Consider the following 24,024-nt stretch of genomic DNA (forward strand, 5'->3'; position numbering starts at 1 on the left):
CCCCGGCTCCAATGAGGGCATGAATCACGAGGCGTCAGGGTCGGTATCACCTCGTCGTGCGCGGCGGATTGTGCTGTGCGGGCTGGGCGTGTTCGGGCTGCTGGGGGCGTTGGTCGTTCTCCGGCGGCCCTTGTTGATGGCCGCGCCGGCGTGCGCGGCCGGGCGGTGGCACGGGTGTTATGACACCTTCAACGGGGTTCTCCTCATGACCCTGGTCGCGTTGCCGGTGTCCGCGGTGGTCGTGTGGGTGCTGGCGCGGCGGCGAGCGGACGTCGGGGCCTTGCGGATCGTCGTCGCCGACGTGGGCATGGTGCACGGGACCGTGCCGTTGGTGTGGCTGACCTTGATGCCGGGGGCGGAGGTCGGGGTCGCGCCTGCCCGGGTGAGTCTTGTGCCGTTGCGGGACCTGGTGACCATGGGGGCGCTCGGGATCGCCGGGAACCTGCTCATTTTCGCGGCGCTCGGGTTCTTCGCCCCGATGCGGTTCGCCGCGGTGGCGTCCCTGCCGCGGGTTCTGGCGCTGGGGGCGGGGTGCTCCGTCCTCGTCGAGACCGCGCAGTACGTGTTCCGGCTGGACCGGGTTTCGTCCGTGGACGACGTCCTCGTCAACGCCACCGGTGCCGTGCTGGCCGGGCTGGCGTCCCGGCGATGGTGGCGGAGCGGCGCATACGCAGGCGACACGGCCCGCTGTCTAGGCTCCGACCATGCGCGTACTGATCGTGGAGGACGAGCCCTATCTGGCCGAGGCCGTACGTGACGGGCTGCGGCTGGAGGCGATCGCCGCCGACATCGCCGGTGACGGTGACACCGCCCTGGAACTGCTCGCCGTCAACTCCTACGACCTCGCGGTCCTCGACCGCGACATCCCCGGCCCGTCCGGCGACGAGGTCGCCCGGCACATCGTCGCCTCCGGCTCCGGCATCCCGATCCTCATGCTCACCGCCGCCGACCGCATCGACGACAAGGCGTCCGGGGTCGAACTGGGCGCCGACGACTACCTCACCAAGCCGTTCGACCTGCGGGAGCTGGTCCTGCGGCTGAGGGCGCTCGACCGCAGGCGCGCGTACGCCCGGCCCCCGGTCCGCGAGATCGCGGGCCTGCGTGTGGACCCGTTCCGCCGGGAGGTGTTCCGGGACGGACGGTACGTCGCGTTGACCCGCAAGCAGTTCGCCGTGCTCGACGTTCTCGTCGCCGCCGAGGGCGGAGTTGTCAGCTCCGAGGAGCTGCTGGAGCGCGCATGGGACGAGCACGCCGACCCCTTCACCAACGCCGTCCGCATCACCGTCTCCGCGCTGCGCAAACGGCTCGGCGAGCCATGGATCATCGCCACCGTGCCCGGCGTCGGGTACCGGATCGACACCACTCACCGCGGCGATGCGTAGGCGTCCGGGGCTCAGCGCCCGACTGAAGCTCACCCTCAGCTACGCCGCGTTCCTCTTCGCCGCCGGCGCCGTCGTCCTCGGGGTGGTGTGGGTGGCGATGTTCCAGTACGTGCCCGAGGAGACGGTCAGGACGCCGGACGGGCTCTCCCCGAACCGCTCGTTCCTCCTGCACTCCCTCGGGCCCGCCACCGCCTCCAGCCTGGTCTTCCTGCTGGTGTTCGGACTCGTCGGCGGGTGGATCCTGGCCGGGCGGATGCTCGCGCCCCTCGACCGCATCACGCACGCGGCCCGCCTGGCCGGGCAGGGGTCGCTGTCGCACCGCATTCGTCTGGAAGGGCGCCGGGACGAATTCCGTGAGCTCTCCGACACGTTCGACGCGATGCTCGACCAGCTGGAGTCCCACGTCGAGGAGCAGCGCCGGTTCGCAGCCAACGCCTCGCACGAGCTGCGCACCCCGCTCGCCGTCTCCCGTACGCTCCTCGACGTCGCCCGCAAGGACCCCACCCGGGACCGGGATGAAGTCCTCGAACGCCTGCACGCGGTCAATGCGCGGGCCATCGGCCTCGTCGAGGCCCTGCTCCTGCTCGGCCGCAGCGACCGCGCGGGCTTCACCCGCGAGAGAGTCGATCTCTCCCTCCTCGCCGAGGAAGCCGCCGAGACGCTGCTCCCGCTCGCCGAGAAGCGGGGCATCAGGCTCGATGTCGGTGGCGGGGAGGCGTGGACCAGCGGCTCCGCCGAGCTGCTGCCGCACATGGTGACGAACCTCGTCCAGAACGCTCTCGTCCACAACCTCCCCGCCGACGGCACCGTCACGGTCCGCACCGAGGCGCACGGCGACACCAGCGTGCTGCGGGTGGAGAACACCGGTCACCCGCTGCCGCCGGATCTCGTGCCGACGCTCACCGAGCCCTTCCGGCGCGGCACGGACCGCGTCCGCGCCGACGAGCACGCCGGCGTCGGACTGGGTCTGGCCATCGTGCGCAGTGTCGTCCGCGCGCACGACGGCACCCTGGACCTCGCCGCCCGCGCCGCGGGCGGTCTGGTCGTGACGGTCCGGCTTCCCGCCGTGCGGACGGACGAGGCTCAGGACGCCGCGTCGGGCAGCCAGAGGTCGGGGCCGAAGACCTCGTAGCGGATGCGCTGCGCGGGGATGCCGGCGCGCAGCAGTTGGGCGCGGGCGTCACGCATGAACGGCAGCGGCCCGCACAGGAACACCGTGGCGTCCTCGGGGAGTTCGACGCCTTCGAGGTTCATCAGGCCCTCGCGCGCGTTGGGTTCCTCCGGGCCGGGGCGCTCGTACCAGAAAACCGTGCGGGCGCCGGGCAGCCGTCCGACCAGCGCGCGGGTGTCGCCGCGCAGGGCGTGCTCGGCGGGGGAGCGGTCGGCGTGCAGGACGAGCACCGGGCGGGTCGCGCCGATGGCGTGCAGATGGGCCAGGATGCTGGTCATGGGCGTGCCGCCGATGCCCGCCGAGACCAGGACGAGCGGGGTCGTGGCGTCGGCCGGGTCGTCGAGGAACACGTCGCCGAAGGGTGCGGAGAGGGTGAGTTCGTCGCCCTCGTTGACCTGGCTGTGCAGGAGCGTGGACACCTCGCCGTCGGGGGCGCCGTCCGTCCCGGTGACCCGCTTGACGGTGATCCGGCGCAGGTCGCCGCCGGGGCCGGAGGACAGGCTGTACTGGCGCGGCTGGTGCACCCCGTCGGGCATCCGCACCCGCACGCTCACGTACTGGCCCGCGCGGGCGGGCGGCGCCGGTTCGCCGTCGGAGGGGCTGAGCACGAAGGAGACCACGTCCGGGGTCTCGGTGCGGCGTTCGACGACCGTCCACTTCCGCCAGATCTGGCCCGGGGCCACGCCCGCGTCCTGGTAGAGGCGGGCCTCACGGCCGATCAGCGCCCCGGCCATCAGCCAGTACACCTCGTCCCAGGCGGCGGCCACCTCGGCGGTGACGGCGTCGCCGAGCACCTCCGCTATCGCGCCGAACAGGTACTTGTGGACGATCGTGTACTGGTCGTCCGTGACACCGACGGCGGCGTGCTTGTGCGCGATCCGGTCCAGTAGGGCGTCCGGCCGGGTGCCCGGGTTGTCGAGCAGCGCGGTGGCGAACGCGGCGATCGAACCGGCCAGCGCGCGGCGCTGGTCCCCGCTGGCCTGGTTGCCGCGGTTGAACAGTCCGTCCAGCAGTTCCGGTCGGTCGCGGAACATGGTGCCGTAGAAGCGCGTGGTGATCTCGTCCAGCGCTCCGGCCACGGCGGGAAGGGTGGCGCGGACCACGGCGGCGGACTCTGGGGACAGCATGAAGCCTCCCGGGCAGGGGTGAGGTGAGGGAAGAGTGCCGCATCTCGTCGGGCGGCACCCCACTGTGTATCAGGGACGGAAGGCCGGTTTCGGGTCGTTTCCCGACACCGGCCGAAGTGGGGCCGAACGGCCCTGTGCATGGGGTCACTTGGCCCTGGCCCCCATGCACAGGGCCCGGCGCCGCGGGTCAGACGGCGGTTCCCGCGGCGTGTCCGTAGTACGCCCGGCGCATCAGTTCCCGCATGTCGTCCAGCATCGGCATGCGCGGGTTGGCCGGGGCGCACTGGTCCTCGTAGGCGTTCATCGCCTGCTGCGGCAGCGCGTCGAGGAAGCTCCGCTCGTCGACGCCGACGGCCTGGAACGACGGCTCGATGCCCACGGCGTCACGGAGCCGTTCCACCGCGGTGGCGAGGGACTCCACGCCCTCGGCGGGGGTGGCGGCCGGCAGGCCCAGGGCGCGGGCGATGTCCTGGAAGCGTTCCGGGGCGCGGTAGTTCTCGTACTTGGGCCAGCCGGTCAGCTTCGTGGGGACGGTGCCGTTGTAGCGGATGACGTGGGGCAGCAGGACCGCGTTGGTGCGGCCGTGGGCGATGCGGAAGGTCGCGCCGAGCGTGTGCGACATGGCGTGCACGATGCCGAGGAAGGCGTTGCCGAAGGCCATGCCCGCGATGGTGCCGGCGTTGTGCATCCTCTCCCGCGCCTCGTCCGCGTTGACGCGGTTGTTCACGGCCGCTTCGAGGTTGCCGAAGATCAGGCGTATCGCGTGCAGGGCGAGGCCGTCGGTGAAGTCGTTGGCGTAGACGGACACATACGCCTCGATGGCGTGGGTGAGGGCGTCGAAGCCGCTGTCGGCCGCCAGCGCCGGGGGCAGTCCGTCGGTGAGTAGCGGGTCGACGATGGCCACGCTCGGGGTGAGGGCGTAGTCGGCCAGCGGGTACTTCTTGCCCGTCGCCGGGTCGGAGATCACCGCGAACGGGGTGACCTCGGCGCCGGTGCCGGACGTGGTCGGGATGCACACCAGGCGGGCGAGGGCACCCAGGACCGGGAAGCGGAAGGCCCGCTTGCGGATGTCGGAGAACTTCTGCCGCATGTCCGCGAAGTCGATGTCGGGCTGTTCGTACAGCAGCCACATCACCTTGGCCGCGTCCATCGGCGAACCGCCGCCCAGCGCGATGATCGTGTCGGGGTTGAAGTCCCGCATCAGGTCCGCGCCCCGGCGCACCGAGTCGATGCTCGGCTCGGGCTCCACGTTGTCGATGATCTGCAGGGTCACCGGCTCGGGCCGCCGCTGCAGCACGCGGCTGATCCGGTCCACGAAGCCCAGCCGGGTCATCGTGGCGTCGGTGACGACCGTGACGCGGTGCACGTCCGGCATGGACTGCAGATAGCGGATGGCCTGCGGCTCGAAGTAGATCTTCGGGGGCACCTTGAACCACTGGAGGTTGTTGCGCCGGGTGGAGACCCGCTTGACGTTGAGGAGCTGGGCGGCCGAGACGTTGTTGGACACCGATGTGCTCCCCCAGGAACCGCAGCCGAGCGTGAGCGAGGGCAGCAGGTTGTTGTAGATACCGCCGATCGCGCCCTGCGACGACGGGGAGTTGACGATGACCCGCACGGTCTTCATCCGCCTGCCGTACGCCTCCGCCAGCGCCCGGTCCTCGGTATGGATGACCGCGCTGTGCCCCTGCCCGTGGAAGGCGACCATGTCGGCGGCCAGGTCGAAGCCCTGCTCCTCGGAACCGGCGCGCAGCACGGCGAGCACGGGGCACAGCTTCTCGCGGGTCAGCGGCTCGTCCGGGCCGACGTGGTCGGCCTCGACCAGGATGATCGAGGTGTCCGCCGGGGCACCGAACCCGGCGTGCTCGGCGATCCACGCCGGACTCTGCCCGACGGCAGCCGAGTTGACCTTCGGCTCGCAGCCGCCGCCCGGCGCCTTGCCGGTCGGGAACAGGAAGGCCTCCAGCTTCGCCTTCTCCTCCGGCGTGGCCAAGTGGGCGTGCAGGGTGCGGAATTCGGCGAGGGCTTCGTCGTAGATCTCCTCGTCGAGGATGACGGCCTGCTCGGAGGCGCAGATCATGCCGCTGTCGAAGGACTTCGACAGCACGAGGTCGTTGACGGCCCGGCGCAGCTTCGCGCTCTTGTGTACATAGGCGGGGACGTTGCCGGCACCGACGCCCAGCGCGGGCTTCCCGGCCGAGTAGGCGGCCTTGACCATGGCGTTGCCGCCGGTGGCGAGGATGAGGGAGACACCCGGGTGGTGCATCAGCGTCCTGGTCGCCTCGACGGACGGCTCCTCGATCCACTGCACGCAGTGCTCGGGCGCGCCCGCGGCGACGGCGGCGTCCCGGACGATCCGGGCTGCCTCGGCGCTGCACCGCTGGGCGGAGGGGTGGAAGGCGAAGACGACCGGGTTGCGGGTCTTCAGCGCCATCAGCGCCTTGAAGATCGTGGTGGAGGTCGGGTTGGTCACCGGGGTGACCGCCGCGACCACGCCGACCGGCTCGGCGATCTCGACGATGTCCTCGATCTCGTCGCGGGCGATGACACCGACCGTCTTAATCCGGCCCATACTGTGCGTGACGTGCTCGCACGCGAACATGTTCTTCGCGGCCTTGTCCTCGAAGATGCCGCGTCCGGTCTCCTCGACCGCCAGCAGAGCCAGCGCCGTGTGCTGGTCGAGTGCGGCGACCGACGCCTTCTTCACGATGTGGTCGACCCGCTCCTGGTCCAGGGCCTCGTAGTCGGCCAGGGCCTTGAGCCCGTTGGTGACCAGTCTGTCGACAGCGACGGCGGTGTCGGACGGAGCCTCGGTGGTGGCGGTGGTGGCGGTGCCGGAAGGGGCCTCGGCGGTGGCGGTGGGCGCGGTGCCGGAGGCGGCCTCGGCCGCGGTGGCGGTGCCGGACTGGGCCTCGGGCGTGGCAGCGGTGGCGGTGCGGTCGTGGCGCGTCATCTGTGGCCTCCGTCGTCCCCGTAGCGGCCGCGCGGTCGGCGACCCGTCAGTGGAGCGACGCTGCGGGGGATCAGCGCCGCTCCACGATCAGCGTCCCTCCCGCACCGTCCCGGCGAGCAGGTCCGCCCGGTACCAGGGCGGTGTCCGACCGGCCCCGAGTTCCAGGGCCCAACGGCCCACACTTCCGGGCATGGCTGAGGGACCGAGCACCGAGGGCGGCGGCGCTACGGGGCTCGGCCTGGGTGGCGTGGGCGGCGTGGGTGGGCGGCTTGCGCGGCGGGTCTAGGCGGTCGCCGGGGCCGGTGGGAGGGCGCGGGTCGCGTTCAGGGCGGGCGCCGCGTGACGCGGTGGCGTTTCGTGCCAGGGCCGCGCGGGTGGGCGGCGGGGCATGGGCAGGAGTTGTCGTGCCAGGGCCGCGCGGGTGGGCGGCGGGGCATGGGCAGGAGTTGTCGTGCCAGGGCCGCGCGGGTGGGCGGCGGGGCATGGGCGGGAGTCGCGGCTGAGGGGCTCGGCCTGCGCGGTGTGGGCGGCCTGGGCTGCGTGGGTGGGCGGGCGGGCCTGTGCGGGTCGAGGCGGTCGCCGGGGCCGGTGGCAGGGCTGCGCTGGGTCGGCGCGGTGGCGTTTCGGGCCCGTGCCGCGCGGGTCGGCTGCCAAGTTCGCACAGGTGTCGCTCGGCATGCCAGGCGGGGGTGCGCGGCACGCTCCCCGCCTGAGGCGCACGCTCAGTGGCCGAGCACCGACGGTCGCCGCGCGGGCGCCTCGGTGTCGTCCACCCGGTAGGTCAGCTCGTTCACCACGCCGACGACGCCGTCCACCCGCCACGTCAGCTGGATGGCGAGCGCGATGTCGCTGCGCCGCTCCACCTGCCCGGCGAGGGTGACCATGCCGTCATGGACCGAGACGTCCGCGGAGTGCGGCGGCAGGCCCAGGGCCCGGGTGAGGACCGCGTCGACGACGTCCCGGCGGATCTCCCCGTCCGTGCGCAGGAAGACCCTGAGCAGGTCACGCCGGGTGGCGATACCGATCAGCCGGTCCTCCTCGTCCACCACCGGCAGCCGGTTCACACGGTGGCGCTCCATCACCCGGGCGGCGTCCTCGACGCGCTGCTCCGGGTGCACGGTGATGGCCGGCGACGACATCAGCTCGGCGGCGGTCGTGGCCTGGCCCGCCAGGAAGGCGTCGCGCAGCGGACGGCGCGACGCGGGCGTACGGGCCCGCCGCGCACGGGCGTGCGCGGACCTGGCCGCCTGGCGGCGGATCAGGTCGGTCTCGGAGACCACGCCCACGACCTTGTCGTCGTCGTCCACCACGGGCAGGCCGCTGATGCGATGGCGGTCCAGCAGCCGCGCCAGCTCCTTGAACGACGTATCCCGGCGTGCTTCGACGACCTCGCTGGTCATCACCTCGCCGACAGTGCGGGCCATCGGGCAACTCCCTTCGTCGTCCGCCGCCCGTGAGGCAAACGGAACGGCGTTGCTTTGCAGCGTCACCCACGCAGTGGGTCCCGGGGGAGAGGCCGAGAGTCCCTGGCCGGGGTCCGAATTGCCCGGGCTTGCTCGGTGGCGGCGACCTGGGCCGGCCGGGTAACCGTGACCGGTAGGGCCGACAGGCCCTGGCCCTTCGGCCCCGGATGACGCAAGATCAACGACAGACAGGGTCCTGTGCCGCGCGGCGCGCGCGTGCGGCACGGGCGAGCGGACAGCGCGGAACGAGGTGCATCCCGATGGCGGACGGCGAGCGGCCGGGCCCCGACGACCCGATCCGGGTCTTCCTGTTGGACGATCACGAGGTCGTACGGCGCGGGGTGCACGACCTCCTCAACGACGAACCCGACATCACCGTCGTCGGCGAGGCGTCCACCGCAGAGCAGGCCCTCACTCGCGCCCCCGCACTGCGCCCGCAGGTCGCGGTGCTGGACGTGCGGCTGCCGGACGGGGACGGCGTGACTGTGTGCCGGGAGCTGCGCTCGCGGATGCCGGAGCTGGCCTGTCTGATGCTGACCTCGTTCGACGACGAGGAGGCCCTGCTGGATTCGATCATGGCGGGTGCCTCGGGGTACGTGCTGAAGCAGATCAAGGGCTCGGACCTGGTGTCGGCCGTGCGTACCGTCGCCTCCGGCCAGTCCCTGCTCGACCCCAGCGCCACCGCCAAGCTGATGGCGAGGCTGCGCCAGGGCCCGGACCCGGAGCCCGAGCCGGACGCCCTGCCCGGGCTGACCGAGCGGGAGCGGGAGATCCTCTTCCTGATCGGCGAGGGGCTGACCAACCGGCAGATCGGCCAGCGCCTCTACCTCGCCGAGAAGACCGTCAAGAACCACATCTCCCGCCTGCTGGCCAAGCTCGGTGTGGAACGCCGCATCCAGGCCGCCGTCATCGCCACCCAGGCCCAGGACCGGCTCAAGCAGCAGGGTCACTGACAGCAGGGCCGCTGACCGCCGGTCCGCTCAAGCCGCCACGGGCCCGCGCGGGGCGGGCGGCCGCGGGTCGGCCAGCATCGTCAGCAGCATGACGGTGGGCTCGACCGCGTGCACCGAATGCGGCATCCGTGCGGGCAGGTGGATCCAAGTGCCGGGCCCCGCCTGGGTCTTCTCGTCCCCGAGGACCAAGTCCAGGCGCCCCCGGACGACTTGGATCACCACGGGCAGCGCGGAGGTGTGCTCGGTCAGTTCCTGCCCGGCGGCGAAGGCGAAGCCGACCACGCGGAGCCGGTCGTCGCGGTACAGCACCCGGCTGAGGGTGCCGTCCTCGGGCAGGGGCAGTTCGTCGGTCAGGTCGGTGATCACGGTGGCGTTCATGGCGCTGTCTCCTCAGCTGGTCGGGGTGGGGGCGGCGACCAGGCTGATCGCGCCCAGATGGGCTTGGTGGCGGCGGAAGACACGTCGCATCTCCCGCACCCGGCGCCGGGCCACCGGATCGCGCAGGGCCCGGCCGGTGATGCGTACGGCCCCGGCGAGCCCTTCGTCGGTGACGAGCCGGCGCGGTTCGAGCAGGGCCATCGGCGCCCGGCGGCGCGCGGTCACGGTGAAGCCCTCGGCGGCGAGCAGGGCGGTCCAGCCGGACGGGGTCAGCGGGCGGGCGCCGACGTGGATGGCCTCGCCGAGGTCCCGGGTGACGGCGGCGGCGTGCTCGGCCTCCAAGTCCTCGGGCAGCAGGCACAGTTCGTGGAGGGCGTACCGACCGCTGGTGTCGGCGAGTAGACGGTGGGCCTCCCGTACGATGCGGCGCTTGGCGGGCTCGGGCTGCATGGTCAGCATGGCCTCCCCGTAGACCACGGTGGCGCTGCCGGAGGGCAGTCCGGTGTCCGCCGCGTCCGCCCGTACGGCGGTCACCTCGGTCGCGCCGGGGGCGAGGAGGGTGCCGAGGTGGGCGACGGCCGCGGGGTCGCGGTCCACAGCCGTGTAGGCGGCCGGGCGGCGTTCGAGGGTGATCCGGGCGGTGGTGCCGAGTCCCGCGGCGAGTTCCACCACCCGGTCGCCGGGGCCGATGGCCAAGGTGTCGAGCATCCACCGGGTCAGTTCCACACCGCCGGGGCGCAGCACCCGCTTGCCGAGGCGAGCCAGCAGCCAGTGGCCGGGCATCCGGGAGGCGTCCAGCCCGTCGCCGGGCGTGGGGGCGGGGGCGGGGGCGGAGTCGGGGAGGGGGTTCGTCGATGCCATGTCGTGCCTCGCTCTCTGCCGGCACCGATGGTTCTTAGGCGAACCTAACTTGTGCTGGTGGTGAGGGGCCGGGGCCGAAGGTCCCGACCCCAGGGCCGTGCGGACCCGGTCACAGCAGGCTGCTCCAGTACGACCAGAAGCGGGTCAGGACGAGCAGCGCGATCACCCCGTACCAGGCGCCCAGCAGCAGGACGTGCGTGTCCCGGACGACCTCCCACACCCCGCGCGGGACCCGGAGCATGCCCTCCTCCACGCAGTGCACGCTCACGTACCAGAACAGGGCGATGGTCACGACCCACACGGCCACGCAGTACGGGCAGATCTTGTTCAGCTCGTACAGGGACTGGCCGATCAGCCAGTGCGTGAACACCACCCCCGCCAGCGCCCCGCCGTTCAGCGCCAGCCACAGCCCCCGGTGCAGACGCGCGCCGAAGAGCACGGCGACGCCCAGGGCCGCCACGGCGGCGAACGCGCCGAGTCCGAGCAGCATGTTGGGGAAGCCGAACAGGCTGCCCTGCGGGCTGGACATGACGCTGCCGCAGCTGACGACCGGACTGATGTTGCAGGACGGCTGGTAGGAGGGATCCCGCAGCAACCGCCAGTCGTCCAGGGTGAGTTGGAACGAGGCGAGCCAGCCGGCGATCCCGGTGACGACCATCACCCAGGCGGTACGGCGCCGCCCGCCCGCCTCGGCGGGGCGCCGGACGGGCGGGGCGTCGGGGGTGAGCGCGGACCCCTGGCTCATGCGGCCCGCCGGGTCCCGGCGGACGACGAGGTCCGGTCACCCGGAGCGGGCATGGCCGCGGTGGTGGCCCGCCGCCGGTAGACCAGGTACGGCCGGGCCAGGTACCCGATCGGGGCGCTCCACACATGGACGAGCCGGGTGAACGGCCAGGCCGCGAAGAGCAGGCAGGCGCTCAGGGCGTGCAGTTGGAACAGCAGCGGCGCGTCGGCGATGGCCTCGGGCCGGGGCTGGAGGGCGAACAGGCCGCGGAACCAGACGGAGACGGTCTCCCGGTAGTCGTAGCCGCCGCCGAAGACGTTGTGCGCGGCGGTCGCCGTGATGCCCAGCACGACGGTGACGGACAGCAGCGGGAAGAGCAGTTTGTCGCTGCGGTCGGTGCCGAGCCGGATGCTCCGGGTCAGGAGCCTGCGGGCGCACAGCATGCCCAGACCGGTGACCATGGCGACGCCCGCCACCGAACCGGCCCACACCGCCGTGGTGTGGTACGCGTGCTCGCTGATGCCCACGGCCTCGGTCCACGAGTCCGGGATGGCGAGGCCCACCACATGTCCGGCGATCACCATGAAGGCGCCCAGGTGGAACAGCGGGCTGCCCCAGCGCAACCACCGGTGCTCCAGGAGCTGGCTGGTGCGGGAGGTCCAGCCGAACTGGTCCTGCCGGTAGCGCCAGACATGGCCGACCGCGAACACGGCGAGGCAGATGTAGGGCAGGGCGACCCACAGCAGCAGGTCGGCGCCGCTCGTAGAGGCGGCGGCCCAGGAGGAGTCGGCGGCGATCATCGCGGACCTTCCGAAAGAGTGGGCGGGGCGGGCAGGGGCGGCACGAAGGTGCCCGGGGGCGCGAACTCGCCGTCCCCGTAGGCGCCGTAGGGGTCGAGGCCGACCTCCTCGTTCGGCGGGCCCTCGGCGGCGAGCTCGGCCAGCGCCGCCTCGTCGGCCTCGGTGGGCGGCGGCAGGAGGGTCAGCAGGGCGGCGAGCACATGCCGGTAGGGGGAGTCGGCGTCGGTCAGTGCGCGGTGGATCAGCTCCAGTCCGCGCCGGTGCTGGCGCAGCGGGGCCTCGCCGCCGGCCGGCCCGGCCAGCGCGGCGAACTCCAGGACGACCGGCAGGTGATCGGGGAGTTCCCCGCCGCCGATCTCCCAACCGGCCGCCCGGTAGCGCTGGTTGAGGGTGAGCAGGGCCATGCCCCGGCGGCGGGTGTCGCCGTGCAGGTAGTAGGTCAGGTACAGGCTGCTCTTGCGGCGCAGGTCGAACATCTCGACGTAGTGCCGCTCCGACGCGTCCAGCTCCTGCCCGGTGAACCAGTCGGTGAAGGCGGCCAGGTGCTCCCTGGCGGGGGATTCGGGCATGGCCTGCACGGTGGAGGCCAACACCGCTCCGGAGGCGGCCAGTTCACGGTCCGGGTACTGCAGCATCAGCGAGCACAGCCGCAGCACCAGGGTGCGCGCCTCGGCCTCCTCGGGGGTGAGCCGCGTCGGACGGCGCACGGCCGCGCGGACCTTGGTGCGCACAAGGGCAGGGATCGACGGGCTCATGGACGGCCTCCGGCGGGGGCTTCGGGCGTGCGGCGGCGCAGGGTGGGGATGCCGAGCATGACCTTGCGGGGTTCCGGCTCGCCGGAGGTCTCGACCGGGCAGCGGTTCTCCATCGCGGTCAGCGCGGCCGCGTCCTCCTTGTGCGCGGCCGGGACGACGTACCGATCGGCGTACTTGGCGACCGCCAGCAGGCGGTGCAGGTCCCGCGCCTCCCGCGCGGTGAGCCCGACGGCCTTCAGCGCGGACTCGTCGCCGTCCTCGCCGAGGGTGCGCTCGCGCATGTACGAGCGCAGCGCGGTCAGCTTCATCAGCACCCCGGCCACCACGTCCGTGTCCCCGGCGGTGAACAGCTCCGCCAGGTACTCCAGCGGGATCCGCAGCCGGGTGACGGCCGCGAACACATGGTCCGGGTCGTCCTGGTTGCCGCCCGCCGCGTCCACGGCGTCCAGCACCGGCGACAGCGGCGGCACGTACCAGACCATCGGCAGGGTCCGGTACTCCGGGTGCAGCGGCAGCGCCACCTTGTACCGGGAGACCAGGTCGTACACGGGGGAGCGGCGGGCCGCGTCCAGCCAGTCCTCGGGGATGCCCGACTCCCGTGCGGCGGCGGCGACTTCGGGGTCATGCGGGTCGAGGAAGACGTTGCGCTGGGCGTCCAGGAGATCCTTCTCGTCCGGCGTCGCCGCCGCCTCTCCGACGCGGTCGGCGTCGTAGAGCAGCAGCCCCAGGTAGCGCAGGCGTCCCACGCAGGTCTCGGAGCAGACGGTGGGCTGGCCGGCCTCGATGCGCGGGAAGCAGAAGGTGCACTTCTCGGCCTTGCCGGTGGCATGGTTGACGTACACCTTCTTGTACGGGCACGCCGTCACGCACATCCGCCAGCCGCGGCACCTGTCCTGGTCGACCAGGACGATGCCGTCCTCGACCCGCTTGTACATCGCGCCGGAGGGACAGGCCGACACACAGGCCGGGTTGAGGCAGTGCTCGCACAGCCGGGGCAGGTGGAAGAGGAAGGTCTGCTCGAACTCGAACCTGACCTTCTCCGCCCACTCGCCGCTGAGGTTGGGGTCGCCGCCCGCGTGCTCGGGCGCGCCGCCCAGACCGTCCTCCCAGTTGGCGCCCCAGGTGATGTCGGTGGGCCTGCCGGTGAGGACCGAGCGGGGACGGGCGACCGGGATGTCCTTCTGGGCCGGGGCGTTGACCAGGTTGTCGTAGTCGTACGTGACCGGCTCGTAGTAGTCCTCGATGGACGGCAGGTCCGGGTTGGAGAACAGCGACAGCAGCCGCTTGACCCTGCCCCCGGAGCGCAGCACCAGTCGGCCGCGCTTGTCGAGCATCCAGCCGCCCTTCCACTGCTCCTGGTCCTCGTAGCGGCGGGGGTAGCCGACGCCGGGCTTGGTCTCGACGTTGTTGAACCAGGCGTACTCGACGCCGGTGCGGTTGGTCCACGTCTGCTTGCAGGTGACCGAGCAGGTGTGGCAGCCGATGCACTTGTCGAGGTTCATCACCATCGCGATCTGTGCCATGACGCGCATGTCAGTACTCCACTTGCTGGCTGCGGCGGCGGATGACGGTGACCTCGTCGCGCTGGTTGCCGGTAGGGCCGTAGTAGTTGAAGGCGTAGGTGAACTGCGCGTAGCCGCCCGCGAGATGGGTGGGCTTGAGCAGCAGCCGCGTCAGGGAGTTGTGGATGCCGCCGCGCCGGCCGCTGACCTCGGTCTTCGGCACGTTCACGTTGCGGTCCTGGGCGTGGTACATGTACACCGTGCCCTCGGGCATCCGGTGGGTGACCACCGCCCGCGCGGCGACCACGCCGTTGCGGTTGTACGCCTCGATCCACTCGTTGTCCTTGACGCCGATCTTCTCGGCGTCCGCGAGCGACATCCAGATCGTCGGGCCGCCCCGGGACAGGTCGAGCATGTACTTGTTGTCCTGGTAGTTGGAGTGGATGGACCACTTCGAGTGCGGGGTGAGGTAGCGGACGGTGACCTCGGCCCGGCCGTCCTCGTTCAGGTGTTCGTCGCCGTAGTGGCGCGGGGTGTTCAACGGCGGCCGGTAGACCGGGAGTTGCTCGCCGAACTCGGCCATCCAGTCGTGCTGGACGAAGAAGTGCTGGCGGCCGGTGAGGGTGTGCCAGGGCTTGAGGTGCTCGGTGTTGATGACGAAGGGCGAGTAGCGGCGCCCGCCGGTCTCCGAGCCCGACCACTCGTAGGAGGTCATCACCGCGCGCGGCTGGGTGCGGGTGTCGGCGAAGGTGATGCGCTCCGCCTCCCGCTCCGAGGCGAGTTCCACCAGTCCCTCGCTGCCGGTCTGCCGCTCCAGTTCGCGGAAGCCCTCGGTGGCGAGGCGGCCGTTGGTGGTGCCGGACAGGGCGAGGATCGCCTCGCACATGTCGGAGGCGGTGGCCAGCGAGGGGCGTCCGGTGGCGATGCCGTCGCGTACGGTGCCGCAGCGGCGGCGCAGTTCGTCCAGTTCCTTGTCCGGGTGGACGGTGACGCCCTTGGTGGTGGTGCCGAGGGTGTCCAGCAGCGGGCCGACCGCGCGCATCTTCTGCGCGGTCGCGCCGTAGTCCCGTTCGATGACGACGAGCTTCGGCATCGTCTTTCCGGGGATCGGTTCGCATTCGCCGGTGCGCCAGTCCTTCACGGTCCCGCCGGGCTGGGCGAGTTCGTCGGGGGTGTCGTGCAGCAGCGGCACGGGCAGGACGTCGGTGCGCCTGCCCAGGTGGTCGGCGGCCAGTTCGCTGAACCGGTCGGCGATCGCGAGGAACGTGTCGTAGTCGGTGCGGGCCTGCCAGGGCGGGGCGATGGCCGGGGTGAAGGCGTGCACGAAGGGGTGCATGTCCGTGCTGGACAGGTCGTCCTTCTCGTACCAGGTCGCGGCCGGCAGGACCACGTCGGAGAGCAGTCCGGTGGAGGTCATCCGGAAGTCGATGTCGACCAGCAGGTCGAGCTTGCCCTCGGGTGCTTCCTCCCGCCACACCACGTCCTCGGGGCGGCCCTCCGGCGGGGTCTCCGCGGAGCGCACGGCGGCGTCGGTGCCGAGCAGGTGGCGCAGGAAGTACTCGTTGCCCTTGCCGGACGAGCCGAGCAGGTTGGCCCGCCAGACGGTCAGCACGCGCGGGAAGTTGGCCGGGTCGTCCGGGTCCTCCGCGGCGAACTTCAGCCGTCCCGCCTTCAGTTCGGTCACGATGTGCTCCTGGACCGTACGGCCCAGCGACTTCGCCTCGTCGGCCAGGTCCAGCGGGTTGCGGTTGAAGCCGGGGTGCCCCGGCGTCCAGCCCAGGCGCACCGCCTGGGCGAGCACATCGGCGAACCCCTTGCCCGCGAACCGGCCCTCGCCCAGCGGGGAGGCCAGCTCGTCCGGACCGAACGCCTCGTAGCGCCACTGGTCGGAGTTCAGGTACCAGTAGGAGGTCCCCGCCATGTGCCGGGTCGGCCGCTGCCAGTCGAAGGCGAACGCCAGGTGCTGGAGCCCGGTGACGGGGCGGATCTTCTCCTGGCCCACGTAGTGCGCCCAGCCGCCGCCGTTGACGCCCTGGCAGCCGGTCATCGTCACCAGCGCCAGGAACGCGCGGTAGATGGTGTCCGAGTGGAACCAGTGGTTGGTGCCCGCGCCCAGCGCGATCATCGAACGGCCCTGGGTGCGCTCGGCGTTGCGGGCGAACTCCCGGGCGATCCGGGCCGCCTGCTCGGCGGGCACCGAGGTGACGGTCTCCTGCCAGGCCGGGGTGTACGGCTGCGAGGCGTCCTCGTACGACTCGGGCCACGAGCCCGGCAGGCCCGGCCGTTGCACGCCGTACTGGGCGAGCATCAGGTCGAAGACGGTGGTCACCAGACGCCCGCCGACGCGCCGCACGGGCACCCCGCGGACCATGACCGAGCCGCCCTCCGTGCCGCCCTCGTCGAAGCGAGGCAGCGCCACCGCGACGGTGTCCTCGGCGGTGTCCAGCAGGCTCAGCTCGGGCACGGTGTCGCCGAGGTCGAGGTTCCAGCGGCCGGGCTCCGAGTCGCCCCAGCGGAAGCCGAGGGAGCCGTTGGGCACGACCGGCTGCCCGGTGGCCGCGTCGAGGAGCACCGTCTTGGACTCGGCGTTCTCGGTGTCGCGGCCCAGATCGGCGGCGGTGAGGAACCCGTCGGGCACCAGACCGTGGTCGCGCTCGCGCAGGGTCACCAGGAACGGGGCGTCGGTGAACTTGCGCAGGTAGTCCCGGAAGTACGGCACCTCACGGTCGACCAGGAACTCGCGCAGGATCACATGGCCCATGGCCATCGCCAGCGCGCCGTCGGTGCCGGGGTGCGGGGACAGCCACTCGTCGGCGTGTTTGACGTTGTCCGCGTAGTCCGGGCTGACCGCGACGATCTTGGTGCCGTTGTAGCGCGTCTCGGTCAGGAAGTGGGCGTCCGGGGTGCGGGTCACCGGGATGTTGGAGCCCCACATGATCAGATAGCCGGCGTTCCACCAGTCAGCCGCCTCCGGCACGTCCGTCTGGTCGCCGAAGACCTGCGGCGAGGCCACCGGCAGGTCCGCGTACCAGTCGTAGAACGACAGCAGCGTGCCGCCGATCAGCGACATGAAGCGGGCGCCCGCCGCGAAGGAGGCCATCGACATCGCGGGGATCGGCGAGAAACCGGTGACGCGGTCGGGGCCGTACGCCTCGATGGTGTGCACATGGGCGGCGGCGATCAGCTCGGTCACCTCGTCCCAGTCGGCGCGCACCAGGCCGCCCTTGCCGCGGGCCCGCTTGTAGGCCCGCGCCTTCGCCGGGTCGCCGGTGATCTCCGCCCAGGCCGCCACGGGGTCGCCGAGCCTGCGGCGCGCCTCGCGCCACAGCTTCAGCAGCTCGCCCCGCACATACGGGTAGCGGACGCGGCTTGGGGAGTAGGTGTACCAGGAGAAGGAGGCCCCGCGCGGGCAGCCGCGCGGCTCGTACTCCGGGCAGTCCGCACCGATCGACGGATAGTCCGTCGCCTGGTGCTCCCAGGTGATGATGCCGTCCTTGACGTACACCATCCATGAGCAGGAACCGGTGCAGTTGACGCCATGGGTGGAGCGCACGACCTTGTCGTGTGCCCAGCGGTCCCGGTAGAAGCCCTCCCACTTGGGGTCACCGGCGCCGAACACGGCACGGCCGTCGGCCGAAACCTCACGGCGGGTCAGCAGTCTGCGGGCGGCCAGCGGCCAGCCCTCACCGGCGCTCGGCGCCTGACGCCGTGCTGTCTGATCGTTCTCCATGGCCAGGAACCTAGGTCTCGGGCGCCGCGCTGTACCTGGGTCCGGCGGGTCCTCCCCCGACGACCTACCGGCCCTAACCCGCCACCCGCAATAGGGACCATTGGTCCTGGTGAAGGGTCTGCTCGGCCGGGTTGGCGGGCGGGGTCGACGATGCAGGGTTGGGCTCGGATCGAACCGCGTACGGCACACCGCCCGCCGTTCGGTCCCGCGCACCCACTTCCGCGCACCCCGCACCGGTCGGCCCGCACCGGCCGTCACCCGCAGGAGACCGCCATGAGCTCAGTCACCCTCGCCTCGGCCCCCGAGGACGCCACCGCCCTGGAAGCCGCCGAGGCGCATCACGCCCGCCTGGCCGGGGAGCTGGCCGGACGGGTCAGCATGCTGCTCACCGCGGCCGACCGCGACCCCGGCGCCGCCGCGCGCATCCACGCCGGACTGGTGACCTTCTGCGAGCGCTCCCTGCTGCCGCACGCCGCCGCCGAGGAGGCCGTGCTCTACCCGGCCGCCCACGCCCTGCCCGAGGCCCGCCTGCTCATCGAGAGCCTGATCGGCGAACACCGCGCCCTCAAGGGGCTCGTCGCCACCCTGCGCGACGCGCCCCGCTCCGAGTCCGTCCCCGCCGACGCCCGCGCTCTGCAGGTGCTCTTCGAGGAGCACGTCGCCAAGGAGAACGGCCTGGTGCTGCCGCTGCTCGCCATGGCACCGGAAGTGTCCCTGGCCGGGCTGCTCGACGGGATGCACCACCAGCACGCGGACGTGGCCGGCGCCGCGCAGGGCGAGCCCGAGGAGCGCGGCGGCTGCGGCGGGACCTGCGGCTGCGGCGGCTCCGACGACACGGCGGAGCCCGAACTCGACGTCCGCGAGGTGCCGCACTCCCTCCGGCACGCCACCGTCTTCGGTGCCCTCGCCGCCGTCCCCGCGGGCAGCGCGATGGTGCTGGTCGCCCCGCACGACCCGCTGCCGCTGCTCGCGCAGATCGAGCAGCGCAACCCGGGCGTGTTCGCCGTGGACTACCTGGAGCGCGGACCCGAGACGTGGCGACTGCGGCTCGCCCACCGCTGACCCCGACCCACCGCAGAAGGAAGGACACACCGGACATGGACGGATCGCACCGTCACACCCCTCTCCTGCTCGGCACGGTCGGCGCCGCCCTGGTCGCCGCCGGACCGGTCATGCTGTGGCGCGGACGCGGCGCCCGAAGGGAGATACGCGCCGAACTGGCCGCCCAGAAGATCACCTTCCCCGAGCGCGGACTCCCCGTCGAACTCGCCCGGCACGCAGGCCAACCCGTGGAGACGGGACCGCAGGCCCACGCCTACGCCGAGTTCATCCGCGGCAACGTCGCCCACGCCACCAACGGACGCACGTACGCGGAGATCACCGCGGAACTGCACGCCGCTGGCGGGGACGACGACAAGCTCACCGAGCTGCGCCAGACCGCCTTCATGGGCCAGTCCCTGCGCGCCTCCCTGCTCTCCGCCTACCAGGCCTGGCACCTGACCACCCTGGTCACCGGCCTCGGCGCCGCACTGACCGGACTGGGCGCCGCCCTGCTGGCCACCGCCGACGCCCTGACGGAGCGCCCGGCGCGCCTGCCCTGAGGACGGCCCCCGAGAACGCACCGCCCAGTCCTGAAAAGGGACCAACGGCCCTGTCCCGCAAGACCATCGGCCGCCGCGCCGACCGCCGCCGCCGGTGGATGCTGACGGCGACCGATCCGGAGGTACCCCCGTGCACGACAACATCGACCGCCCCCGAGGCCGATACCACCGCTGTCGCTCGCGGTGGGCGCCGCGCACGGTCCGGCCCGGTCACCGTCCGGCCGCCCGCCTCGTCTGCCCTGACTCCAGGGCGGCCGGACACAGCACATGGGCGCTGGGCAGGGCCGCCCGATGAACGCGACCGGCCAGGCCGTACGGCGTCAGCGGCACGACGCGGGGGAGCGGCCGTTCATCGTCATCTGGGAGTCCACCCGCGCCTGTCCGCTGGCCTGTCTGCACTGCCGGGCCGAGGCCGTACCCGACCGCGACCCGCGCGAGCTGGACACCGACGCGGCAAAGGAACTCCTGCGCCAGGTAGGCGAGTTCGGCCACCCCGCACCCCTGTTCGTGATCACGGGCGGTGACCCCTTCCAACGCCCCGACCTGAACGAACTCATCGCCCACGGACGCGAGATCGGCGTACGCGTCGCGGTCTCCCCGTCCGGCACGCCCACCCTCACTCCGGCGCGTCTGAAGGCGGTGCACGAGGCCGGCGCCGTGGGCCTGTCGCTCAGCCTGGACGGCTCCACCGCCGACATCCACGACACCTTCCGCGGCGTCCCCGGCGTCTTCCGCTGGACCCTCGACGCCTGGGACGCCGCCCGCGCCCTCGGCATGAAGGTGCAGATCAACACCACCGTCACCCGGCACAACCTGCACGACCTGCCCGACATCGTGCGCCTGGTCGCCGAGCACGGCGCCATGCTGTGGAGCGCCTTCTTCCTGGTGCCCACGGGCCGGGGCCGCGCCCTCGGCGCGCTCACCGCCCAGGAAGTCGAGGACGTCCTCAACTTCGTCTACGACATCGGCCTGACCGTGCCCGCCAAGACCACCGAGGCCCACCACTTCCGCCGGGTCGCCCTGCAGCGCCAGGTCCTCGCCGCCACCGGCGACGACCACGCGGCGGTGCTCAAACTGGGCCCGCTGTACCGGGAGTTGAGCGAGGCGGTCGCGGCACTGGGCCTGGACCCGGGGGCACGCCGGGTGCGGCGCCCGCCGCTGGACGTCAACGCGGGCCGCGGCTTCGTCTTCGTCTCGCACACCGGCACCGTGCACCCGAGCGGCTTCCTCCCGCTCGGCGCCGGAAACGTCCGCGAGACTCCGCTGACCCGGATCTACCGCACCTCCGAGCTGTTCACCGGTATGCGGGACGCCGACCGGCTGGGCGGCCGTTGCGGGGCCTGCGAGTTCCGTCAGGTCTGCGGCGGCTCGCGCTCCCGCGCCTACGGCGTGACCGGCGACCCGTACGCGGAGGAGCCGTGGTGCTCCTACGTGCCCGGGTCCTTCCCGCACCAGCAGGAACTGGCCGCGCTGCTGTCCGCCGGGGCGGCCACGCAGCAGCACCGAGGAGTGGCATGACCAGCATCGCCAGTGGGCCCACCGGCACGGGCGACGCGAGCCGACCGGCCCGCTACCCCAGCCGGTTCCGTGAGTCCGGTGTCAGAGCCCGTCATCTGCGCGCCCACGTCCTGGTCGTGACCTGGCTGGGCCTCGCCCTGCTGGCCGTCGCCGCGCAGGACTCGCTGTCGATATCGCGCTGGCTGGCCGTGCACATGTTCCTGCTCGGCGCCGTCACCACCGCCATCCTCATCTGGAGCGAGCACTTCGCCGTAGCGCTGCTGCACGCCCGCCTCCCCGACGAACGCCTGGGCACCGCCCGCCTCGCCACCGCCAACATCGCCGTCGCCGGACTGCTCATCGGCGTCTGGAGTGCCACGCCCGTCCTGACCGCCGTCTTCGCCGCCCTGCTGGTGGCTGCCGCCACCGCCCACCTGGTGATGCTGGTCCGCCTGGGCCGCGGCGCGCTCGGCGGACGGCTCAAGCCGATCGTCTCCTCCTACCGGGCGGCCACGGCGGCCCTGATCGCCGGGACCCTGCTCGGCTGGCTGCTGTCCAACGGCGGCGCCGGACCCGACCGGTACGCGGGACTGCGCCTGGCCCACCTGCATGTCACGCTGCTCGGCTGGATCGGACTGCCCGTCCTGGGCACCCTGTTCATGCTGTGGCCGACCGTGCTCGGCGTCCGCATGAAGGAGCGCACCACCAAGGTCTCCCGCTGGGTCCTGGCACTCACCGGCAGCGGACTGCTCGTGACCGTCACCGCCCTCGCGCTCGGCTGGCGCTGGCCGGCCGTGGCGGGCCTCGCCCTCTACGTGGAGGGCGTCGCCCTCGCCGTCAACCTCTTCGTCCGTACCGTACGCGGCCATCGGCCCGTCTCCGCCGCCGCGGTGTGGATGCTCGCGGCCGCCACCTGCTGGCTGCTGGTCGCGGTGGCCGCGGATCTCGCCCTGCTGGCCAGCCGGTCCCTCGCCAACGCCCAGTCCGGTATCGACACGCTCATGCCGGTGCTGCTCATCGGGTTCGTCGCGCAGATCCTGATCGGCGCGCTCACCTATCTGTTGCCGGTCGTCCTGTGCGGCGGCCAGGAGGAACGCGCCGCCGTCCGCGCGGTCCTCGAACGGGGCTGGCTGCCCAGGCTGGTGGTCCTCAACACCGGCATCCTGCTGGCGGCCCTCCCCCTGCCGGGCCCCGCCACCACGACCGGCGTCCTGCTGGCGGCGCTCGCGGGGGCCGCGTTCCTCGGCCTCGCCATGGTCGTACTGGCCCGCAGCGGCCGTTCACCCGAGAAGGGCACGTCACGCAACCCCGCTCTGTGGGGCACCGCGGCGGGCGTCGCACTGACCGTACTGGCCGTGCTCGTCGCCAACAGCGGCGGCGCGGACACGGGCACCGGGACCAGCGCCGCCGGAACCTCCCACGCGGCGGACGGCGAGGTCCGCATCGTCGCCGTCACCCTGGCCCACATGCGGGTCCGCCCCGCCCGCGTCGAGGTCGCCCCGGGCACCGCGCTCCGGCTGAAAGTCACCAACGACGACGCCCAGCGCCACGACCTGAAGGTCGAGAACGGCCCCGCCACCCCGATGCTCGGCAAGGGCGACACCCGCGTCCTCGACCTCGGCACCATCACCGACGACCGCGAGGCCTGGTGCACCCTGCCGGGCCACCGGGCGGCCGGGATGAGCATGGACATCGTCGTGAAGGACGGGACGGCCGACTCACCCGACGGGCACAGCGGGCACACCACCACGGCCACCGCAGGCGGGCTCGACCTCGGCGCCGACTTCTCGCACGGCTGGAAGGCCCGCGACGCCGAACTCGCCCCCGCCCCCGGCGGCAAGCTCCACAAGCTCGAACTCCACGCCGACCACACCACCGTGGAGGTCGCCCCCGGCGTGCGCCAGCAGATGTGGACCTTCGGCGGCACCGCACCCGGCCCCACGCTGCGCGGAACCGTCTCAGACGTCTTCGAGATCACCCTCGTCAACGACGACAAGGACATGGCCCACGGCATCGACTTCCACGCCGGCTCCCTCGCCCCCGACCGGCCCATGCGCACCCTCCAGCCCGGCGAACGCCTGGTCTACCGCTTCCGCGCCGAGAAGGCCGGGGCCTGGCTGTACCACTGCAGCACCGCGCCGATGCTCCAGCACATGGGCAACGGCATGTACGGAGCCGTCGTCATCGACCCGCCCGGCCTGCCGAAGGTCGACCGCGAATACCTCCTGGTCTCCTCCGAGCTGTACCTCGGCACCCCCGGCAGCACCGCCCAGGTGACGAAGATGCGCCAGGGCGACCCGGACGCCTGGACGTTCAACGGCGTCGCCAACCAGTACGCGAAACAGCCGCTGAAGGCGAAGGCCGGAGAACGCGCCCGCTTCTGGGTGGTCGCCGCCGGACCCACCGACGGCATCGCCTTCCACATCGTCGGCACCGTCTTCGACACCGTGTACAAGGAGGGCACCCACCTCCTCAAGCCCGGCGACCCGGGCGGCGCGCAGGTGCTGGACCTCGCCCCGGCACAGGGCGGATTCGTGGAGACCACCTTCCCCGAGGCCGGCCACTACGCCTTCGTCGACCACGACATGCGGCACGCCGAAGCGGGCGCGCACGGCATGGTGGACGTGACCGACTGATGGACACCGTCGGCTGGTGGTCCCTCATCCGGTTCGCGCACGTGGCCGGTGCTGCCCTGTGGGTCGGCGGCCAACTAGCCCTCTCCCTGGTGATCCTGCCGCTCGCCCGCCACCTGCTCGCCCCGGAGGCCAAGGACACCTTCACCGCCGCGGCCGGCCGCCGCTTCGGCCTGCTGACCGGGGCGGTGTTCCTGCCCGTACAGCTGGCCACCGGCCTCGCCATGGCCTGGCACAAGGGCATCACCTGGGCCTCCCTCGCCGAACCCGGCTACGGCCGCACCTTCGCCACCAAACTCGCCCTGTTCGTGGTGGTCATGCTCGCCGCCGCCGGACACGGCATCGCCCACTCCAAGGGCCGCACCGACCTGGCCCGCTCCCTGGCGGTCGTCTCCCTGGTCGGCTCCCTTGGCGTGGTCCTGCTCGCCACGGCCCTGCCCGCGACCTGACATCCGCCGGTCGCCGGGCTCCCCCAAGGACAACAGAACACCGAGGAG

19 protein-coding genes are annotated in these 24,024 nt (G+C 72.3%); 9 read left to right on the top strand and 10 right to left on the bottom strand.

What is annotated here, in order from left to right; genetic code table 11:
* Nucleotides 1–19 precede the first annotated feature (19 nt).
* Genes ACZ7L7_RS31315 through ACZ7L7_RS31325 form a run of 3 tightly spaced genes read left to right on the top strand, consistent with a single transcriptional unit; the run spans nt 20 to nt 2,514 of the window.
* The gene (locus ACZ7L7_RS31315; RefSeq protein ID WP_285514046.1) at nt 20–757 is read left to right on the top strand and encodes a VanZ family protein; all 738 of its coding nucleotides are present in this window, start codon (nt 20–22) and stop codon (nt 755–757) included.
* Complete coding sequence (locus ACZ7L7_RS31320) at nt 705–1,382, top strand: response regulator transcription factor (protein ID WP_472077719.1); 678 nt, start codon at nt 705–707, stop codon at nt 1,380–1,382. The genes ACZ7L7_RS31315 and ACZ7L7_RS31320 overlap by 53 nt, the downstream gene beginning before the upstream one ends.
* Nucleotides 1,375–2,514, top strand: coding sequence for a sensor histidine kinase (locus tag ACZ7L7_RS31325; RefSeq protein WP_285514044.1), 1,140 nt, complete (start codon nt 1,375–1,377; stop codon nt 2,512–2,514). Before ACZ7L7_RS31320 ends, ACZ7L7_RS31325 begins: the two co-directional genes overlap by 8 nt.
* Here ACZ7L7_RS31325 and ACZ7L7_RS31330 read toward each other — a convergent pair.
* From ACZ7L7_RS31330 to ACZ7L7_RS31340, 3 genes are all read right to left on the bottom strand, one after another.
* Entirely contained in the window at nt 2,466–3,680 is a 1,215-nt protein-coding gene (locus ACZ7L7_RS31330; protein ID WP_471431334.1) for a globin domain-containing protein, read from the bottom strand. The two genes, ACZ7L7_RS31325 and ACZ7L7_RS31330, sit on opposite strands and share 49 nt — an antisense overlap.
* 187 nt (nt 3,681–3,867) lie before the next feature.
* The gene (gene adhE / locus ACZ7L7_RS31335; protein WP_472077720.1) at nt 3,868–6,630 is read right to left on the bottom strand and encodes a bifunctional acetaldehyde-CoA/alcohol dehydrogenase; all 2,763 of its coding nucleotides are present in this window, start codon (nt 6,628–6,630) and stop codon (nt 3,868–3,870) included.
* A 722-nt stretch (nt 6,631–7,352) separates the two neighbouring features.
* Complete coding sequence (locus ACZ7L7_RS31340) at nt 7,353–8,054, bottom strand: BON domain-containing protein (protein WP_285514041.1); 702 nt, start codon at nt 8,052–8,054, stop codon at nt 7,353–7,355.
* 299 nt (nt 8,055–8,353) lie between these two features.
* Between ACZ7L7_RS31340 and ACZ7L7_RS31345 the strand changes: the two genes are divergently transcribed.
* Complete coding sequence (locus ACZ7L7_RS31345; protein ID WP_285514040.1) at nt 8,354–9,046, top strand: response regulator; 693 nt, start codon at nt 8,354–8,356, stop codon at nt 9,044–9,046.
* A 27-nt stretch (nt 9,047–9,073) separates the two neighbouring features.
* Here ACZ7L7_RS31345 and ACZ7L7_RS31350 read toward each other — a convergent pair whose 3' ends face one another.
* From ACZ7L7_RS31350 to ACZ7L7_RS31380, 7 genes are all read right to left on the bottom strand, one after another.
* Nucleotides 9,074–9,424, bottom strand: a complete 351-nt coding sequence (locus ACZ7L7_RS31350) for a cupin domain-containing protein (RefSeq protein WP_453598781.1) — start codon at nt 9,422–9,424, stop codon at nt 9,074–9,076.
* A gap of 12 nt (nt 9,425–9,436) precedes the next feature.
* Entirely contained in the window at nt 9,437–10,285 is an 849-nt protein-coding gene (locus ACZ7L7_RS31355) for a class I SAM-dependent methyltransferase (RefSeq protein ID WP_472077721.1), read from the bottom strand.
* Between the two features lie 109 nt (nt 10,286–10,394).
* Entirely contained in the window at nt 10,395–11,030 is a 636-nt protein-coding gene (locus ACZ7L7_RS31360; protein WP_453598775.1) for a vitamin K epoxide reductase family protein, read from the bottom strand.
* Entirely contained in the window at nt 11,027–11,809 is a 783-nt protein-coding gene (gene narI / locus ACZ7L7_RS31365) for a respiratory nitrate reductase subunit gamma (protein WP_285514036.1), read from the bottom strand. Before narI ends, ACZ7L7_RS31360 begins: the two co-directional genes overlap by 4 nt.
* Complete coding sequence (narJ, locus tag ACZ7L7_RS31370; RefSeq protein ID WP_472077722.1) at nt 11,806–12,564, bottom strand: nitrate reductase molybdenum cofactor assembly chaperone; 759 nt, start codon at nt 12,562–12,564, stop codon at nt 11,806–11,808. The genes narI and narJ overlap by 4 nt, the downstream gene beginning before the upstream one ends.
* On the bottom strand, nt 12,561–14,096 hold the full coding sequence (gene narH, locus ACZ7L7_RS31375; RefSeq protein ID WP_472077723.1) for a nitrate reductase subunit beta: 1,536 nt from the start codon (nt 14,094–14,096) through the stop codon (nt 12,561–12,563). The genes narJ and narH overlap by 4 nt, the downstream gene beginning before the upstream one ends.
* 1 nt (nt 14,097) lies before the next feature.
* Nucleotides 14,098–17,796: a nitrate reductase subunit alpha gene (locus ACZ7L7_RS31380; RefSeq protein WP_472077724.1), complete on the bottom strand. Its 3,699-nt coding sequence runs from the start codon at nt 17,794–17,796 to the stop codon at nt 14,098–14,100.
* Between the two features lie 273 nt (nt 17,797–18,069).
* Between ACZ7L7_RS31380 and ACZ7L7_RS31385 the strand changes: the two genes are divergently transcribed.
* The 5 genes from ACZ7L7_RS31385 (at nt 18,070) to ACZ7L7_RS31405 (ending at nt 23,976) form a co-directional block, all read left to right on the top strand.
* Nucleotides 18,070–18,858: a DUF2249 domain-containing protein gene (locus tag ACZ7L7_RS31385; RefSeq protein WP_472077725.1), complete on the top strand. Its 789-nt coding sequence runs from the start codon at nt 18,070–18,072 to the stop codon at nt 18,856–18,858.
* 35 nt (nt 18,859–18,893) lie between these two features.
* The gene (locus tag ACZ7L7_RS31390; RefSeq protein WP_285514031.1) at nt 18,894–19,397 is read left to right on the top strand and encodes a hypothetical protein; all 504 of its coding nucleotides are present in this window, start codon (nt 18,894–18,896) and stop codon (nt 19,395–19,397) included.
* 267 nt (nt 19,398–19,664) lie between these two features.
* Entirely contained in the window at nt 19,665–20,915 is a 1,251-nt protein-coding gene (locus tag ACZ7L7_RS31395; protein ID WP_453598763.1) for a TIGR04053 family radical SAM/SPASM domain-containing protein, read from the top strand.
* Entirely contained in the window at nt 20,912–23,530 is a 2,619-nt protein-coding gene (locus ACZ7L7_RS31400; RefSeq protein WP_472077726.1) for a multicopper oxidase domain-containing protein, read from the top strand. Before ACZ7L7_RS31395 ends, ACZ7L7_RS31400 begins: the two co-directional genes overlap by 4 nt.
* Nucleotides 23,530–23,976, top strand: coding sequence for a hypothetical protein (locus ACZ7L7_RS31405; protein ID WP_285514028.1), 447 nt, complete (start codon nt 23,530–23,532; stop codon nt 23,974–23,976). Before ACZ7L7_RS31400 ends, ACZ7L7_RS31405 begins: the two co-directional genes overlap by 1 nt.
* Nucleotides 23,977–24,024: the final 48 nt, after the last annotated feature.

This window comes from Streptomyces sp. NPDC110618, from assembly GCF_055657065.1.